This window comes from Marinobacter sp. S0848L (genome assembly GCF_023016065.1).
GTDB lineage: Bacteria > Pseudomonadota > Gammaproteobacteria > Pseudomonadales > Oleiphilaceae > Marinobacter.
Genome location: NZ_JALKAQ010000014.1, coordinates 37,943 through 54,057 on the forward strand (window position 1 = coordinate 37,943; position 16,115 = coordinate 54,057).

Genomic DNA, 16,115 nt, shown 5'->3' on the forward strand with positions numbered 1-16,115 from the left:
GAACAGTGCTATGTAACCAGTCGCTTACATACTGCTGGCGTTAGCGGCGTTTTGAAAATCCCAATCCACTGAGCGGGGCTGGTGGCTATCTGCTTCAAATAAATGACCTACATTAGGTACCGCATACCATAGCTCCCCGCGTGTGGGGTTCTGTTGGGCAAACTCGGCGTGGCTCATGCCGGTTTCCCACAGCTCCTGACTTTCCCAACCCTCCGGGGTTAGTTCCAAACGAACTTCTGAACCAATCAGGCTGATGGACTGGATCCGTAACGGCAGCCGGGCATGGGTACTCGGGTCGCGAGACAGCTGAACCTCATGAGGGCGAAGGTATAACTGAGCTTCTTGATCACCTTTGGTGCCGGGCAATGACACCCAAGCGTCGCCTTGAACCAACTTCTGGCTTTTAACCACACCCGATAAGACATTCACATGCCCCAGGAAATCAAACACGAAGCGGCTGTCGGGGCGAGCGTACAATTGCGCCGGACTGTTCACTTGCTCCACTTTACCTTGGCTCATCACAACGACTTGATCAGACAACTCCAACGCTTCTTCCTGATCGTGGGTCACGAAAATACTGGTGAAGTGGTATTCATCGTGCAACGCACGCAACCAGCGGCGCAGGTCCTTGCGCACTTTCGCGTCTAGCGCCCCAAAAGGCTCATCCAACAGTAAAATGCGAGGCTGGGTCGCCAGAGCGCGTGCCAGTGCCACCCGTTGCTTTTGGCCACCCGACAGCTGGGAAGGATAGCGGTCGGCCAGTTGCGGCAACTGAATCATTTCCAGCAGTTTCTCAACGCGCTGAGCTATTTCCTGTTTAGACGGGCGCTCTTTGCGTGGAAGGGATTCCAACCCGAAAGCAATGTTCTGAGCGACCGTGAGATGGCGGAACAAGGCGTAATGCTGAAACACGAACCCGATGTTGCGATCCCGTACGTGTAAATCGCTGACATCTTCGCCACTGAACAAGATCTTGCCGGCATCGGACGATTCCAATCCGGCAATAATCCGTAACAAGGTGGTTTTGCCGGAGCCGGAAGGGCCGAGCAGGGCGGTTAACTTCCCTTCCGGGATATCCAGAGACACATCGTTAAGCGCCTGGAATTTCCCGAAATTTTTGTTGATGTTCTGGATAGTGATGCTCATGTCAGACACCTCTGGTTTCCGGCGCGGAAAGTTCGGATTTGGCCTGTCGCCACTCGACAAACGCTTTGGCGACCAGCGTAAGAATGGCTATGGCTGCAAGTAGCGAGGCGCTGGCGAATGCCCCGACGATGTTGTAATCCTGATATAGCAGCTCAACGTGCAAGGGCAAGGTGTTGGTTTGGCCGCGAACGTTACCTGAAACCACCGAAACCGCACCGAATTCACCGACCGCGCGCGCGTTGGTCAGGATCACGCCATAGATTAACGCCCATTTGATGTTTGGCAGCGTGATCTTCCGGAAAATGCGCCAGCCAGAGGCTCCTAACACCACGCCGGCTTCCTCTTCTTCGCTGCCTTGCTGTTGCATGAGAGGGATCAACTCCCGTGCGACGAACGGGCAGGTCACAAATACCGTCACCATCACAATGCCGGGCCATGCAAACATCAATTGAATGTCGTGAGTACTGAGCCACCCGCCGAGCCAGCCATTTCGACCGTAAAGCAACAAGTAGAGCAGGCCCGCTACCACGGGTGATACTGCGAATGGAATGTCGATCAAGGTGATCAGCAACTTGCGACCAGGGAATTTGAAACGGGTGACCGACCACGCCAGTGCCGTACCAAAGATCAGATTCAACGGGACGGTCAGCAGTGCAACGAAAAGCGTTAGCCCAATCGCATGCAAGGTGTATTCGTCCATAATGTTACCGGCAAAGGTGCTCCAACCGGCACAGAGTGCCTGGGTGAAGATCACCACGACGGGTATCACCAGAAAAATTACAGTTAAAGCCATAGCTAGGCCGATGAGCGTTCGGCGGACCCATGGCTGATCACCAACCCTGTTTTTATGGAGCGACATCTATCGTCCCTCCAATCGGCGTAAGTAACGGCTTTGCCAAAGGTTGATCGCAAACAACAAAATCAAGGACACCAGCAGCACCATGGACGCGATGGCACTGGCGGCTGCGTAGTCGTATTCCTGCAGGCGAATAAAGATCATCAGGCTGGTTACTTCACTGACGTAAGGGGTGTTGCCGGCAATGAAAATGATCGCACCAAATTCGCCGAGGCTTCGAGTGAACGACAAGGCCACACCCGTGACCAATGCTGGCCACAACGAAGGAAAAATAACTTTACGGAAGACGCGGCCATCCGAAGCACCCATGCTCACTGCCGCTTCTTCGTCCGCCGGAGATAGCTCTTCGAGCACCGGCTGCACCGTGCGCACGACAAAGGGAATGCTGGTAAACGCCATCGCCACAACGATGCCGATGGGGGTAAAAGCCACCTCGATTCCCAGTTTATCTAACCACTGGCCGTACCAACCGTTTTGCGCAAACAATGTGGCAAGAGTAATGCCCGCAACCGCCGTCGGTAACGCGAAGGGGAGATCCACAACGGCATCAATCAACCGCTTTCCGGGGAATTCGTAGCGTACCAAAACCCAGGCAAGCAGCAGCCCGAACACACCGTTAAACAACGAAGCAGCCAACGCGGTCCACGCGGTCACTTTGTAGGATTCGATTACGCGCGGGTCGGTGATGGTGAACACGAACTGGTCCCAAGTCATACCAGACGTTTCGACCACCAATCCGGTTAACGGCAGAAGGAGCACCAAGCTGACGAAAAACAGCGAGATACCGAGACTTAACCCGAACCCGGGCAGGACCCGTTTGCTACGACCGGAAAAGCGCCGCACAGAGGCGACGCTTGTTTGAGCAGATGCAGACATTAGAGGCTCTTACCGCCGACGTTGGAGCTGGTCGAGCTTACCGCCGCTGGCGAAGTGGGCTTTCATAGCCTTCTCCCAGCCGCCGGCAATCTCGTCGATAGACTTCAGCTTAAGGTCACGAAAACGGTCGGCGTTCTCTTTCAAAACCGTTTCATTCTGAACCCGGTAGTTGAAGCTGGCCAGCAAACGCTGAGAGTCTTCGGAATACAGATGGCTCAGGTACTCTTTAGCCAGTGCTTCGGTACCGTTTTGCTTGGTGTAATCGTCAATCCAGGTGACCGGGAATTCCGCCAGAAAGCTGACTTTCGGGGTGACGACTTCGTATTCGCCTTCCAGACGATCCGCAATGTTCAACACTTCGGATTCGAAGGTCAGCAATGCGTCACCGATACCACGCTCAACGAACGTGGTGGTGGCGCCACGGCCGCCGCTGTCAAAGACACGGACCTGGCCCAGCAAAGACGCGAGGAAGTCATCAATCTTGTCTTGATCGTCGCCGAACTGCTCCTGAGCAAAACCTAAGGCTGCAAGATAGGTGTAGCGGCCATTGCCCGACGTTTTCGGGTTCGGCATTACCAGCGAAACGTCTTCGCGAATCAGGTCGTCCCAGTTTTCGATGTTCTTCGGGTTACCTTTGCGCACCAGAAACGCCATGGTGGAGTAGTAAGGCGAACTGTTGTTCGGCAGGCGCTCCGCCCAGTTTTCAGGGATCAAACGCCCACGTGTGTGCAGGATGTCGATGTCCGTGACTTGGTTAAAGGTAGCAACATCGGCTTTCAGGCCCTGAATAATGGCTTGAGCCTGTTTGGAAGAACCGGCATGAGATTGCTTGATCTCAACGGTTTCGCCTGTCTTTTCTTTCCAGTGTTTCTGAAATTCGACGTTGTAAGCGGCGAACAGCTCGCGGGCTATGTCGTACGAGGTGTTGAGAAGCTCTCGGTCAGCGGAAAAAGCGGGCTGAGCGGAAAGTAGGGCAGCGCCAAGTGCGATGCCTTTTAAAAAGGTTTTCATAAAAAGCTCCCCAGAACCTATTAAATTAATCTGAAAAGCAATTTAACAAAGCTTGCTAAGAACTAAAAAGACTTTAAGAGACTATTCAAATTACTATTTAGTATATCAAGTTTAAAAGCGAAGTAGTGCAGAACCCCACGTAAAGCCGCCTCCAAAGGCCTCCAGAAGCACAACCTCTCCTCGTTTGATGCGCCCATCACGCACGGCTTCATCCAGCGCCAGAGGGATCGAGGCGGCGGACGTGTTGCCATGGCGATTAACCGTCACCACCACCTGATCCATCGACATGTTCAGCTTTTTGGCCGTGGCGGAAATAATTCGCAGGTTGGCTTGATGCGGCACCAGCCAGTCGACGTCTGACTTCTGCATTTGATTGGCCTCAAGAGTTTCGTCAACAATCCTGCCGAGTGTGTTCACGGCCATCTTGAATACCTCGTTGCCTTTCATTTCGACAAATGCCTGACCGGCTTTCACCGCGTCGAAGTCGTTCGCAACACCACAAGGCACATGCAACAAGGTTTCGTAGCGGCCATCGGCGTGCAGGTGGGTCGATAGAATGCCCGTTTCTTCACTGGCTTCGAGTACCACCGCACCCGCGCCATCACCGAACAGTACGCAGGTGGTTCGGTCTTCCCAGTTCAGGATGCGGGAAAACACCTCGGCGCCAATCACCAGTGCTTTTTTGCTGCTACCAGACCGTATAAATTTTTCTGCCGTCGCCAACGCATACACAAACCCGCTACAGACCGCTTGAATGTCGAAGGCCGGACAGCCGTTGATGCCCAGTCGTGCCTGAAGAATACAGGCGCAGCTGGGAAAGACTTTATCGGGGGTAGTGGTGGAAAAGACGATCAGATCGATTTCCGATACATCAATACCCGCTGCTTCAATCGCACGCAAAGCAGCCTGCTCAGCCAAATCGACGGTCGTTTGGCCGGGCAGGGCAATGTAGCGTTGCTCGATGCCGGTACGTTCGCGAATCCACTGGTCGGAAGTATCTACCTTCTTTTCCAGGTCGAGATTGGTGACAACGTTGTCCGGCAAGTAAGAACCGGTTCCGGCGATACGTGCGTAAGTCATGGGTGGCGTCCAAGGTCAAATGCGATCATTAATGACCTCATGCTAACCTTGCGCCACCGGAATCGTTATTAGCGGTTCGTCTCAGCCCTGTTTCAGGCTTTTCATATCGATCACAAAGCGGTACTTAACGTCACCTTTCTTCATGCGTACGTAGGCATCGTTAATGTTCCGGATATCCAGCATTTCTACGTCGCAGGTAATGTTGTGCTCTGCACAAAAGTCCAGAACCTCCTGAGTTTCCGGCATCCCACCAATCAGCGATCCGGCAATCACACGGCGTTTTAGCAACAACAGTCCCGCGTTCACAGCGGGTTCAATCGCAGACAGGAGCCCAACCAGAATGTGGGTACCATCGTGCTTCAAACATTTCAGGTATGGGTTGAGGTCATGAGCGACCGGAATGGTGTCCAACAGAAAGTCGAAAGAATTCGATACAGCTTTCATCTGATTGCGATCGGTTGAAACCACCACGCGATCGGCGCCTTGCTTTTTGGCCTCTGCGACTTTGCTTTCGGAGCGGGTAAATAGGGTGACTTCAGCGCCGAGCGCTTTGGCAAATTTAACGCCCATGTGGCCTAGCCCGCCCATACCGAGAACGCCCACCTTGTGGCCTTTGCCAACGTTGAAATGCTTGAGCGGGGAATAGGTGGTAATGCCGGCACACAATATCGGCGCCGCACTGGCCGGGTCGAGGTTTTCCGGCACCCTAACCACAAACCGTTCACTCACAATAATGTTGTCGGAATAGCCGCCCATTGTGACGGAACCGTCGTGACGGTCAATGCCGCCGTAGGTTGCGGTCATGCCTTCGTCGCAATACTGCTCAAGCCCGGAATCGCAAGCAGAACAGGTTCGGCAGCTATCCACCATGCAGCCAACGCCGACCAGATCACCGGGTTTGTACGCGGTGACGGCGGAACCTGTTGCGGTAACGCGGCCAATTATTTCATGGCCCGGTACCACGGGATATTGCGAACCACCCCAGTCATTCTCAACAACGTGAATATCGCTGTGGCACACGCCGCAGTAGTCAATCTCGATAGCAATGTCATCGTCACGAAGAGAGCGGCGCTCAAATGTGTAAGGTGCCAAGCCGGAATCTGCGGATTGGGCCGCGTAGGCGCGAGTGTTCGCCATGTAAATCTCCTCATTATTTGTAAGTTTTTCTACCGAGCGCACGGTACTTGCACTTGAATATCGATAATGTCGGGTGTAACAGAATGTAATTTCAATTAAAAATTTCTCGGGAATGAAATAATGAGAATTCCTCTGTCACACCTGAAAGCCGCGCTTGCCGCCGCTTGTACGTTCATGCTCGCCGGGTGTATGCCGGGCACCATCGCTACCACTGTGGGTACTGGATACGTCTATGAGCAGAAACAGGATCAGAAGTATAAGCATGATGTGGAGCGGGCTGTCGATCAATACCAGCAAGATCATGCGAATTCGCCCTGTCAGCATGGCGAAGACCGGATTATGGAACCTGCAATCAAGATCATCAAAGAACACCGGTTAACGGGTATAAAAGAGGTGATTGAGCGATTGGATACGATCTATAAGGATCAATCATTGTCTGATCAGGTTCGCGCAGGAGCGCTGTATAACATGGCGGTGCTGGAATCCCGCAGAAAGTCACCCAACAAAGCAAAAGCTCGTGATCATTTCAAGCAGCTTTACGCCCAGTTCCCGAGCGAATACCGCTGCATTTTCGAGGAGTCAGAATGGCGCGATCAGATGATCGAGAAACAGTTGTTGCTACCCGGAGAGACTGTGGATTCGTTCCTGGAAGACGCCCGGCGTGATGCGGAGCGTCGTCGATCGCAATAAGTTCACGCTTCTGCTGGTGCAGGTTTGTGCGCCGGCAGGGCGACAGGTTCCGTGCTACTTTTGAGGGAGAGGGCTGAAAAAAACAGTCGTGTAAACTCACCTGTAGCGAGTGGAATTTATGAACCTGATCATCATCGGTGCCGGCATTATGGGGACCACCCTTGCGGTGCTGGCAAAAGAGATGGTTCCCAGTCTCGAAGTGACTATTCTTGAAAGGCTAGACGGCCCCGGAGCAGGCAATTCGTGGGCCTTCAACAACGCGGGGACCGGGCATGAAGCTAACTGCGAGCTGAATTACACGCCGGTCGATGAAGAGGTTATTTCGGTTGAGAAAGCACTAAAGATTCATGCTCAGTTCAACGTCGCCAAACAGTTCTGGGCTTACCTCGTTCGCAAAGGAGCAATCGAAGACCCAACCTCCTTCATCAATCCCACCAAGCACTGCACCATTGTTTCAGAACCGTCGATCAATATGTTGAGGCTGCGCTTTAAAGAGATGTCGGCCCATCATTTCTTCGAGCACATGAAGTACTCTGAAGACTTCGATGAAATTAAAAGCTGGATTCCTTTCACTATGGAAGGGCGCTCACGGGATGAGAAAATGGCCGCGACGGCCATCGAAACCGGCACTGACGTTAACTTCGGTGCTTTGACCGAACAAATGGCGGCCTACGCGGTACGTGAGTTGGGCGTTCAAATTGAGTTTGGCACCCATGTAAGGCGGGTGCATAGAAGCCCGGCTGGGCAATGGTTAATAGAAGCGCAGAATGACGCGGGGCCAATTCAACATAAGGCGGATGTGCTGTTCGTGGGAGCGGGCGGCGGCGCCTTCCCGATTCTCAAGAAAAGCTTGATGCCGTTCCGGAGCCGGTTCACTGGTTTCCCGGTAGGTGGTCGGTTCTTGCAAGCACCCATTACCGCAGAACAAGCCGAGCAATATCGCGCTAAAACGTACGGCAAGGCTGAGGTGGGGGCGCCGCCCATGTCGGTACCGCATCTGGATTTACGCATGGTAGATAACCAACACTACCTCTTGTTTGGTCCGTTTGCTTCCTTTAAACCCGTGCTAGAGAAAGGCCGAGGCTTCTTCGATTACCTCACGTCTCTCAGGCTGCACGATATTCCCGGGCTCTTGAACGTCACTCTTGAGCATTTCCCGCTAGTAAAATATCTGGTTTCCGAGAGCTTCAAAGGCAAGAAAAGTATGTTCGCTGAGCTGGAGAAATTTGCGCCCGGGCTCGGTGACAAATTCGACTGGGCCCCCGTCGAAGCAGGCCAGCGGGTTCAGATTATTAAAGACGGTGCTTTGCAAATGGGGACAGAAATCATTGTTTCCACGGATAGAACTTACTCAACGCTGCTTGGTGCTTCGCCTGGTGCCTCGGTGTCGCCAGAGGTTATGTTACGCTGCTTAGAGCGTTTGTTTCCCTCTCTGGGCAACGATGAGCATGCTAGCAGAAAGAAGTTGGAGCTGTTCCCGGAGGATAACCTTGATGTTCTCGCACACAATCCAGATCGTTACAGGGAAATTCGCGATTCGGTTAACCAAACGCTGGGCATAATCACTCCAGAATCAAATGCCGTCACAGGGGGAAATGAATGAGCACGCAAAGAAAAGAAGTATTTGACCAAGAGTGTGAAAGGCCGGAGGGGTGCCAGAATATTGATCTGTTGATTGAAACCCGGGAAAAGGATCTTGGAGGCTTCAAGGTGCGCCGCGTGCTGCCCACGATTAAACGCCGCATGGTCGGGCCGTGGATTTTCTTCGATCACATGGGTCCGGTGGAGTTTCCGGCTGGCGAAGGGATTAATGTTCGGCCTCACCCGCACATCAATCTCGCAACGGTAACTTACCTTTTTGAGGGCGAGATACTGCACCGGGATTCCGTGGGGAGCTACCAGGCCAGAGCATTGTGGTGCCGGATGCTGAAGAGCGCGCTGTTTACGTGGCTGAAGGGGAAATAGCCGTTAAAGACGTAAACATTCACGAGTACTCCATGGCCGTATTCACAGATGAAAAAGGCACCGAGCTAATGGCAAAGCGCGATTCCCGCATTGCGATTGTTGGTGGCGAAAATGTAGGCCGTCGATATATCGAATGGAACTTTGTTTCGACGAGCAAGGAGCGCATCGAGCAAGCAAAGGCGAACTGGAAAGCTCAGAACTTCCCGAAAGTAGTCGGAGATGAGGAAGAGTTCATTCCGTTGCCGGAGTGACGACGTAAATTTTGGTTAAAATGTCATATAACACGCCCAATCTACGCTAAACCCGCCGTTTACGCCCTGCAAAACGCCGCATCGCCTGATCCGAATTGACGTAAACCGATTCGGTGAAGGCGGCGCTGGCGTGCCCAAGCTCTTCGCTGATATGCCGAATGTCGGCACCCGCCTCGATAGCCTGGCTGGCGCCTGTATGGCGGAGATAATGGGTTTCGGTGCGAATGCTTTCGAGCTGACGCGCTTCTTCGGTGCGGCCTTCGGCATCCAATCTTTCCACCGCTAACATAATCGCTTGCTCATACACTCGCTGAATCTGGCGCTTGCTCAAAGCGCCGCCTTTGGCGGAGGGTAGAATAGGGTGGCTGTCGCCCTGAACAGGCATCGCGGTCAAACAACCAAGGTGTTCTCGCCAGCGCTGTAAGAATGGCAGATATTCATCGGGCAGGGTGATGGTCCGGTCTTTATCACCCTTACTGAACACATAGTAAGCCCAGTATTCTTCGCCTTGAACGAACTTGCGCTTGAAGTCGCCAAATACCGGCGTTCGTATGGAGCCATTTTGTCTTTGCCTAGGTGCCAGCTCGCTTACCCGTAAAAATAAAGATTTCATGGTGACCACCACGAACAAATGGCGTTCGTATTTTTTATTCTCATCGGCTGCTAATAACAGTGATTCCAGCAGATAGGCCCACTGCATATCCGACAGCCTTCGCACATCGGTTTCGTTATCCACGTCGTTGATGGTCTGCACCTTCTGATCGCGCTTTCTCATGCCGATCATCGGGTTTTTATGGATATAGTCTTGTATCAGCAGATACTTGAAAAAGGTTTGCAGGGCCGTCTTGCTGGCATTAAGCGAGGCCTGCGTAATTGCGTATTTTGCGACTTCGCCAGACGTTGTCTGGTTGGAACGCACCGCAAAAGGACGCCACTGCGAGTTGGGTAACCGTAGCCCCTGGCGATCCTGGAACGCGGAGTAGATTCCCGTGCTGATCCAGCTTTTTGGCGGCATGGTCAGGGCTTTGAAGTACGCCGTCACCACGTCGGAATCGGTTTGTGCCAAGCTACGTTTTGAAGTAACCCAAAGATAATTCAGGAAGCGCTGCACCTCGGAGCGGAAGCGAACGAAGGTGCCTGACACATCCGAATATTTCAGCAGGAATTGGCGGGTGATTTCATAGTCTGCACGCACCAATTCCTCGGACACTCTCAGGGATTTAAAAAACTCGGGTATAGAAGGGTGACGATGGAAATCCCCCTGATCTTCCAGATTTTCGGCAGTATCGAAAAGCGGGTGGCCTGAAAATGATCGCATCTGGAACCTGGTTGAATTCGTGTGGAAGCAATAGGAAGTCGGAAGCTTTAAACTCCATTATTCAGAAAATTACGCAACAATAAAAGACAGTTAGAAAATATATTTAAATCAAATTCTAGGACTGAAGACGCGATTCTGCAGCTTCGCTCACGGCAAAGAGCTTTTTCAAGAACTTGGGTTAGTGGACAGTCTGGCGCAGTCGGACGAATTTATACGGATGTTCTCAGGGGATCTTTCACAGGTTCAGGAGCCACTGCGTAATGTCGGATGGGCCTGTGGCTACGCGCTGTCGATCTACGGCAATGAATTTTACCGGAATTGCCCGTTTCAGACCGGGAATGGTTATGGCGACGGTCGCGCCATTTCCGTCTTGGAGGCAGTCACCAACGGGCAGCGCTGGGAAATGCAGCTCAAAGGGGGAGGGCGCACACCCTATTGCCGAGGCGGCGATGGCCGGGCCGTTCTGCGCTCAAGCGTTAGAGAGTTCCTGGCCCAAGAGCACATGCACGCGCTTGGCGTACCAACCTCAAGGTCGCTAAGTCTGTACGTATCTAAAACCGAGACCGTTCGGCGGCCCTGGTATCAGCAGGCGGCTGCGGGAGACTACACGTTGCTTCGAGAATTGCAGGATGTGATGACGCAGCCATACGCTGAACAAACGGATGATATCGAAGCGAGATACTATCGATTAAAGCCATTGGAGCTTTTTTATGAATAGATTCTATAAATGTCCAATACACCTAAATATTGGACATCTAAAAGACGCCCGTCCGGAGGGCTTTTAGCGTAGTCTCTCCGCACGAGCAATTTTGACTGCGGGTACCTACGCCTGTGCTCGCCAGCACCTCACTTGCGGTTAATCGACCGCAATCCCACGCTCAACAAGCTCACGGCGCAATCGTTCAACCCTTTGCCGGTTCACGCCCATATCGTAAAGCCCGAGCCAGGACTGCGATCGCACGCTCAACCGCTGCTTATCGGCATCGATCAACAGTTCCAGGTAATCCGGGAAACCCAGGCCATCGCTGTAGCAGGTGATATTCAAATAACCGTATCGAGCCTCGTTTAATGAAGCACCTGGTAACTTGAGAGCTTCTGCTTTAATGGCAGCCCAAGTTGATTCGCCCAACGGCTCTGCGAGTTGAATAGGTTCGATGGCGTGATAATTTGTGGTGGACGATGTGGAAACACAATTCCAAAACGGCGGACATTCATCCAGCGCGAAATCGGTGCCTGTTGGTGGTACGTTTTCGGTAGAGGCACATCCCGTCAGAAGCACGATTACGAGAACAATAAAGTGGCGCACGTTGTTAGGAGCTCTTTTTGGAAGTATGGATTGGCCAGAATAAGATGGGGATTCTCCACCTCTGGTTTTCGAAAGTATAGCGTTCCTGACAACCCGCCACTGCGCATAATGTATATTATGTTAAATGGTGTTTATGAGCAGTTGTGATGGGAAGCGGACGCTGGTAAGATTTAGCTCTCTTTGGGGAGTAGCCTGCTTCCGTTCCTCGGAAGAGTTCGCATCAACATACTTGGCCACATGCCATGGTGCGGACACCACTTCGGTTGGCGAGACCATCGATATACTCATGCCTTTGGTCGGGCGTGTGGCTATATCGTGGACTCAACAAGCCCGACCGGAGTGAAGTGATGAACCCTGTAGCCCTTCTGTTACTCGCATTTGCCATGTCTACTGATGCCTTTGCCGCCGCGATTGGTAAAGGAGCGACCCTCAGAAATCCGCGATTCTTTGATGCCCTGCGTATGGGCCTGATTTTCGGAACAATCGAAGCAATCACGCCACTTATAGGCTGGCTGATTGGCCGAACGGCTTCCAGTTACGTTGAAGCTTGGGCCCATTGGATAGCGTTCTTCCTGCTCGTGGGTTTAGGCGCGCACATGATCCACGAAGGCTTGAAACCCGGCTCTGAAGGTGCCGAAAAACCTACTCGTCACTCTCCACTAAAAGTGTGCCTGACCGCGATCGGCACTAGTATCGATGCCCTCGCTGTGGGTGTTGGCCTTGCGTTCATTAATGTGAACATCTGGATTGCTGCTGGCTTGATAGGAGCAGCGACCACGGTCATGGTAACGATTGGCGTACTGCTGGGAAGAACGATTGGCACCCTGCTTGGTCATCGTGCGGAGATCTTCGGTGGCCTCACTCTTGCGGGTATAGGTGCGTGGATATTGGTGGTTAATTTATAGGTCAGCACTTTGGAATTCCTCACTGGCGCGAACCGTTCCTTGGGTTCATTTCGTCGATCATGGTTCCGGTATTACCGGGATTCGGTCGACATGGCGCTTCGCTACGGCGCGCCCAGTGACACCAACCTGTATGGCTTCAAAATTTGCGATGTGCCGCGCCTGCTTTGCGCATCTCCTGATTACCTGTCGCGTCATGGTCGCCCCATTCATCCTGATGACCTTGAGAACCACAACGGGCTGTTCTATCAGTTGCAGGACATCCCATTTGACCTCTGGACGTTCAAACGCGGAGACGAGGAATATCGAGTCAAAATGACGGGCGATCGCGCCTCAAACGATGGCGATCTGGTTCGCCGGTGGTGCGTTGCTGGCCGCGGTCTTGCGATAAAATCGTGTCTTGATATCTCGGATGACCTGCGTGAAAAAGTAGGCGAGCTGATGAATGCAATGATTGCCGGCGGTTTTTTTCCTCCGGATCGCTTGTCCGGAGGAAAAAAAGACGACTGACACACAGCGGGTGCGTTATTGATGATAAGAAATTCTCATTAACGCGCAGTACACCACTGGCAGCACCACTAACGTCAATATGGTTGCAACACCCAAACCGAACACGATAACCACCGCCATGCTCGCGAAGAAGGCATCGCTGAACAGAGGAATCATCCCTAACATGGTGGTTACGGCCGCCATAAGCACAGGCCGTACCCGGCTTACCGCGGCCTCAACCACCGCAGTGAACGCATCATCCTGCTGCTCTACCTGAATGTTGATTTCTTCAACCAGCACAATGGCATTCTTGAGTACCATGCCGATCAGACTCAGAGTCCCGAGCAGCGCCATGAACGTAAAGGGTGCGCCGAGCAATACCAGTCCACCAATGATTCCAATCATCATGAGAGGAACAATTATCCAGATCGCGAGAGCCTGTCGGAAGCTGCCGAACAACAGCATCGAGATAATGAACATGCCGAGCAGTCCAAGAGGCAGCGAGGAGAAAAGCGAAGTCTTTGCTTCGGTTGAGGTCTCGTACTCTCCACCCCACTCAATCGAGTAGCCGTTGGGAAGCTCCAGCGCGTCGACCTGCGGGCGGATCCTCTTCAGCACACTCGCCGCTGTCTCCCCTGATAAAGGCATGGGTTCGGCATAAACCGCCAACATCCGCTCCCTGTTTCTGCGCTTTATCAGCGGGTCCCGCAGTTCCGTATTGATGGCATTGATAACGTTGCCTGCGCTGACATAGCGGCCCTGCTCTTCACTCCAGATATTGATCGAGGTAAGGTTTTCGATATCAAAACGCTGCTCCTCTCTTGACCGCATAATGATCGGAATGAGGTCGCTCCCCTCACGGTACACTCCAACCTGCTGCCCCTGATTATTCAGCAACAACGCCTGGTGCAGTGATTCGCGAGATACGCCAAGGCGCCGGGCCTGTTCTTCGAGGAACTCCGGTACGATCACGGCTTCCCGATTACCCCAGGACAAGCGCACGCTGTCGGCCAGAGGTTCATTTTCAAAAATTGTCTGCACGCGCGCACCGATTTTCCGGAGTTCTTCGGGATCTTCTCCAAAGATACGAGCTTCCAGACTGGCTTTGGCTGAAGGCCCCACCTGCAAAGCCTGCACTTTGTAATGCACGTTCGGGAAGTCAGTACGCAGTTGCTCTATGACTTCCTCCATACGGGCCTCTCTCGACGCCTTGTCCCGGGTCTCTACGATCAACTGGCCAAAACTGGCGTATCGCTGCTCCGGTGAATACGTCAACGTAAAACGTTGGGCCCCGCCGCCGGTGACACTGGTCACCTGGACAACCTGGTCCATATTATTCACGAGCGATTCCAGCCGCTTCACGGTCTCTTCGGTATGCAAGATGTCGGTGCCCTCGGGCAACCACAAATCAACAAAAAAGAGTGGCGTGCTGGAATTCGGGAAGAAAGCATTCTTAACCTGCCCCGAGAACGAAAGAACCCCTGCCAGGAGCGCGACGGCAAGTGTTAATGTCACGAAGCGATAATGAATCGCGTAGGTCAGCAGGCGGCGGAAGACGACAAAGACAATGCCCTTGTATGGGTCGTTATCGGATGACTGCCCGGCATTCTCGAGCTTGTCGGGATAGAACCTGTCAAAGAAAAACGGGGTGAGTGTCAGTGCCGTCAGCCAGCTCAGGAAAAGCGAGTAGCACAGAACCCAGAACAGGGAGCCGATGAATTCACCGGTAGTGTCTGGTGAAAGGCCGATAGGAGCAAACGCCGTTATGGCAATCACGGTAGCGCCGAGAAGCGGGAACCGATTCTGCGAGACTACTTCTTTGGCTGCCTGCCTTTTGGACTTGCCCTTGGAAAGGCCAATCATCATGCCCTCGGTGACGACGATGGCATTATCGACCAGCATCCCCAGCGCAATGATCAGCGCACCCAATGAAATCTTCTGGAGCTGAATACCGTGTATTGCCATAAACACGAATGTACCCATGATGGTAATCAGGAGTATCAGCCCCATGAGCAGGCCACTTCGCAGCCCCATGAACAGCAAAAGCACGATGATGACAATGCCCACCGCCTGGGCCAGATTCATGAGGAAAGCGGATACTGCCTCCTCGACCACTTCGGGCTGGTTATACACTGTGGTCAGTGTCATGCCGACGGGTTGCTGTGTTTCAAGGCGTTCAAGAGCCTCGTTGAGACGCTCACCTACATCAACAACGTTGGTGCCCTCTGCAAACGACACCCCGATGGTCAATGCAGGCAATCCGTCAGAGTGGTAGAGCAAGGCGGGTGAGTCATTGGTCACCCTGCGAACTTCGGCCAGATCGCTGAGCCGGATAATACCCGAATCAGCGCTTCCGACTGCCAGCTGCTCAAGTGCCTGAACGGAATCAAGCTGACCGGTTGGCTGTACTGATAACGACAGTCCCTCACTGCGCAGGTGGCCCGCGTTGCCCACCGTATTCTGCGCATTCAGAAGGTTTGCCAGATAGTCTGGCGAGATGCCAAGAGCACGCATACGGTCACGGTCCAGGGACACGATCATCTGCTCGTCGACACGGCCACCGATACTGACTTTTGCGACGCCCTCCAGTAATCGCAGTTCTCGCTGAATGAGATCCGCATGGTCACCAAGATCTGTCAGCGAGTAGCCGTCGCCACGCAACGTGAGCAGCAGGCCGAAGACATCGCCAAAGTCATCGTTCACGATGGACGTGTTCACTCCTGGTGGCAGGCCAGGCTGAGCATCATTAATTTTTCGCCGAAGGATATCCCAATACTGGTCTAACTCCCCTTCTCTGACCGTCTTCTTGAGCTGGACAGTAATCTGCGACAAGCCGTCCGAGTTGACCGAAGTAATGTCATCGATGCCCGGCATCTGCTGGATCGCTTTTTCCAGAGGCAGCGTAACCTCCTCCTCGACTTCAAGAGGCGTTGCTCCGGGATATTGGGTGGTCACCAAAGCGGAACGTAACGTGAACTCCGGGAATTCAAGCTGGCCAAGCCCCAGAAACGCGAAAATGCCCCCAACCCCAAGCAACAGCGTGACCATCCAGCTGATGGACTTCCGATCAAGAAAATAATCGACCATC

15 protein-coding genes, 1 pseudogene and 1 riboswitch are annotated in these 16,115 nt (G+C 53.1%); of the genes and pseudogenes, 7 read left to right on the top strand and 9 right to left on the bottom strand.

The window, feature by feature from the left end; all coding sequences use genetic code 11:
- Window positions 1-24: 24 nt before the first annotated feature.
- From cysA to MWU64_RS14065, 6 genes are all read right to left on the bottom strand, one after another.
- A complete protein-coding gene (gene cysA / locus MWU64_RS14040) occupies window positions 25-1,146 on the bottom strand; it encodes a sulfate ABC transporter ATP-binding protein (protein ID WP_247065008.1) in 1,122 nt (373 codons plus the stop codon).
- A gap of 1 nt (window position 1,147) precedes the next feature.
- Window positions 1,148-2,005: a sulfate ABC transporter permease subunit CysW gene (gene cysW / locus MWU64_RS14045; RefSeq protein ID WP_247065009.1), complete on the bottom strand. Its 858-nt coding sequence runs from the start codon at window positions 2,003-2,005 to the stop codon at window positions 1,148-1,150.
- A complete protein-coding gene (cysT, locus tag MWU64_RS14050; protein WP_247065010.1) occupies window positions 2,006-2,878 on the bottom strand; it encodes a sulfate/thiosulfate ABC transporter permease CysT in 873 nt (290 codons plus the stop codon).
- Window positions 2,879-2,887: 9 nt separating this feature from the next.
- Window positions 2,888-3,889 (bottom strand): thiosulfate ABC transporter substrate-binding protein CysP, encoded by a 1,002-nt coding sequence (gene cysP / locus MWU64_RS14055; RefSeq protein WP_247065011.1) that lies wholly within the window; start codon window positions 3,887-3,889, stop codon window positions 2,888-2,890.
- 111 nt (window positions 3,890-4,000) lie between these two features.
- Complete coding sequence (locus MWU64_RS14060; RefSeq protein ID WP_247065012.1) at window positions 4,001-4,969, bottom strand: beta-ketoacyl-ACP synthase III; 969 nt, start codon at window positions 4,967-4,969, stop codon at window positions 4,001-4,003.
- 81 nt (window positions 4,970-5,050) lie between these two features.
- The gene (locus tag MWU64_RS14065; protein WP_247065013.1) at window positions 5,051-6,106 is read right to left on the bottom strand and encodes an NAD(P)-dependent alcohol dehydrogenase; all 1,056 of its coding nucleotides are present in this window, start codon (window positions 6,104-6,106) and stop codon (window positions 5,051-5,053) included.
- Between the two features lie 120 nt (window positions 6,107-6,226).
- Between MWU64_RS14065 and MWU64_RS14070 the strand changes: the two genes are divergently transcribed.
- The 4 genes from MWU64_RS14070 to MWU64_RS14085 all read left to right on the top strand — a co-directional run bounded on the left by MWU64_RS14070 (window position 6,227) and on the right by MWU64_RS14085 (window position 9,012).
- Window positions 6,227-6,796 carry a hypothetical protein gene (locus MWU64_RS14070; protein ID WP_247065014.1) on the top strand — a complete coding sequence of 190 codons (570 nt, stop codon included), beginning with the start codon at window positions 6,227-6,229 and terminating at the stop codon, window positions 6,794-6,796.
- Window positions 6,797-6,914: 118 nt separating this feature from the next.
- Window positions 6,915-8,399: a malate:quinone oxidoreductase gene (locus tag MWU64_RS14075; protein ID WP_247065015.1), complete on the top strand. Its 1,485-nt coding sequence runs from the start codon at window positions 6,915-6,917 to the stop codon at window positions 8,397-8,399.
- Window positions 8,396-8,761, top strand: coding sequence for a pirin family protein (locus MWU64_RS14080; RefSeq protein WP_247065016.1), 366 nt, complete (start codon window positions 8,396-8,398; stop codon window positions 8,759-8,761). Before MWU64_RS14075 ends, MWU64_RS14080 begins: the two co-directional genes overlap by 4 nt.
- A complete protein-coding gene (locus MWU64_RS14085; protein ID WP_247065017.1) occupies window positions 8,743-9,012 on the top strand; it encodes a pirin-like C-terminal cupin domain-containing protein in 270 nt (89 codons plus the stop codon). The genes MWU64_RS14080 and MWU64_RS14085 overlap by 19 nt, the downstream gene beginning before the upstream one ends.
- Window positions 9,013-9,058: 46 nt before the next feature.
- Here the strand turns inward: MWU64_RS14085 and MWU64_RS14090 are convergent, their stop codons facing one another.
- Entirely contained in the window at window positions 9,059-10,330 is a 1,272-nt protein-coding gene (locus tag MWU64_RS14090; RefSeq protein WP_247065018.1) for a tyrosine-type recombinase/integrase, read from the bottom strand.
- Between the two features lie 145 nt (window positions 10,331-10,475).
- Between MWU64_RS14090 and MWU64_RS14095 the strand changes: the two are divergent.
- Window positions 10,476-10,913 (top strand): annotated as a pseudogene (locus tag MWU64_RS14095) (protein adenylyltransferase SelO family protein); the annotation flags it as partial.
- A 273-nt stretch (window positions 10,914-11,186) separates the two neighbouring features.
- Here the strand turns inward: MWU64_RS14095 and MWU64_RS14100 are convergent.
- A complete protein-coding gene (locus MWU64_RS14100) occupies window positions 11,187-11,636 on the bottom strand; it encodes a DUF1499 domain-containing protein (RefSeq protein WP_247065019.1) in 450 nt (149 codons plus the stop codon).
- 170 nt (window positions 11,637-11,806) lie between these two features.
- Window positions 11,807-11,945: riboswitch (yybP-ykoY riboswitch) on the top strand.
- A 38-nt stretch (window positions 11,946-11,983) separates the two neighbouring features.
- On the opposite strand from MWU64_RS14100, the gene MWU64_RS14105 reads away from it, so the two are divergent.
- The gene (locus MWU64_RS14105; protein WP_247065020.1) at window positions 11,984-12,541 is read left to right on the top strand and encodes a manganese efflux pump MntP family protein; all 558 of its coding nucleotides are present in this window, start codon (window positions 11,984-11,986) and stop codon (window positions 12,539-12,541) included.
- A gap of 90 nt (window positions 12,542-12,631) precedes the next feature.
- Entirely contained in the window at window positions 12,632-13,048 is a 417-nt protein-coding gene (locus MWU64_RS14110) for a LysR substrate-binding domain-containing protein (protein WP_247065021.1), read from the top strand.
- 15 nt (window positions 13,049-13,063) lie between these two features.
- Here MWU64_RS14110 and MWU64_RS14115 read toward each other — a convergent pair whose 3' ends face one another.
- Window positions 13,064-16,114 (bottom strand): efflux RND transporter permease subunit, encoded by a 3,051-nt coding sequence (locus tag MWU64_RS14115; RefSeq protein ID WP_247065022.1) that lies wholly within the window; start codon window positions 16,112-16,114, stop codon window positions 13,064-13,066.
- Window position 16,115 lies beyond the last annotated feature (1 nt).

What these genes read in the sequence shown, in the direction of transcription:
- MWU64_RS14080 (WP_247065016.1), top strand. Translation starts at nt 8,396, where the DNA reads ATGAGCACGCAAAGAAAAGAAGTATTTGACCAAGAGTGTGAAAGGCCG.
- cysP (WP_247065011.1), bottom strand. Translation starts at nt 3,889, where the DNA reads ATGAAAACCTTTTTAAAAGGCATCGCACTTGGCGCTGCCCTACTTTCC.
- cysW (WP_247065009.1), bottom strand. Translation starts at nt 2,005, where the DNA reads ATGTCGCTCCATAAAAACAGGGTTGGTGATCAGCCATGGGTCCGCCGA.
- MWU64_RS14075 (WP_247065015.1), top strand. Translation starts at nt 6,915, where the DNA reads ATGAACCTGATCATCATCGGTGCCGGCATTATGGGGACCACCCTTGCG.
- MWU64_RS14065 (WP_247065013.1), bottom strand. Translation starts at nt 6,106, where the DNA reads ATGGCGAACACTCGCGCCTACGCGGCCCAATCCGCAGATTCCGGCTTG.
- cysA (WP_247065008.1), bottom strand. Translation starts at nt 1,146, where the DNA reads ATGAGCATCACTATCCAGAACATCAACAAAAATTTCGGGAAATTCCAG.
- MWU64_RS14090 (WP_247065018.1), bottom strand. Translation starts at nt 10,330, where the DNA reads ATGCGATCATTTTCAGGCCACCCGCTTTTCGATACTGCCGAAAATCTG.
- MWU64_RS14115 (WP_247065022.1), bottom strand. Translation starts at nt 16,114, where the DNA reads ATGGTCGATTATTTTCTTGATCGGAAGTCCATCAGCTGGATGGTCACG.
- MWU64_RS14105 (WP_247065020.1), top strand. Translation starts at nt 11,984, where the DNA reads ATGAACCCTGTAGCCCTTCTGTTACTCGCATTTGCCATGTCTACTGAT.
- cysT (WP_247065010.1), bottom strand. Translation starts at nt 2,878, where the DNA reads ATGTCTGCATCTGCTCAAACAAGCGTCGCCTCTGTGCGGCGCTTTTCC.
- MWU64_RS14070 (WP_247065014.1), top strand. Translation starts at nt 6,227, where the DNA reads ATGAGAATTCCTCTGTCACACCTGAAAGCCGCGCTTGCCGCCGCTTGT.
- MWU64_RS14060 (WP_247065012.1), bottom strand. Translation starts at nt 4,969, where the DNA reads ATGACTTACGCACGTATCGCCGGAACCGGTTCTTACTTGCCGGACAAC.
- MWU64_RS14110 (WP_247065021.1), top strand. Translation starts at nt 12,632, where the DNA reads ATGGCGCTTCGCTACGGCGCGCCCAGTGACACCAACCTGTATGGCTTC.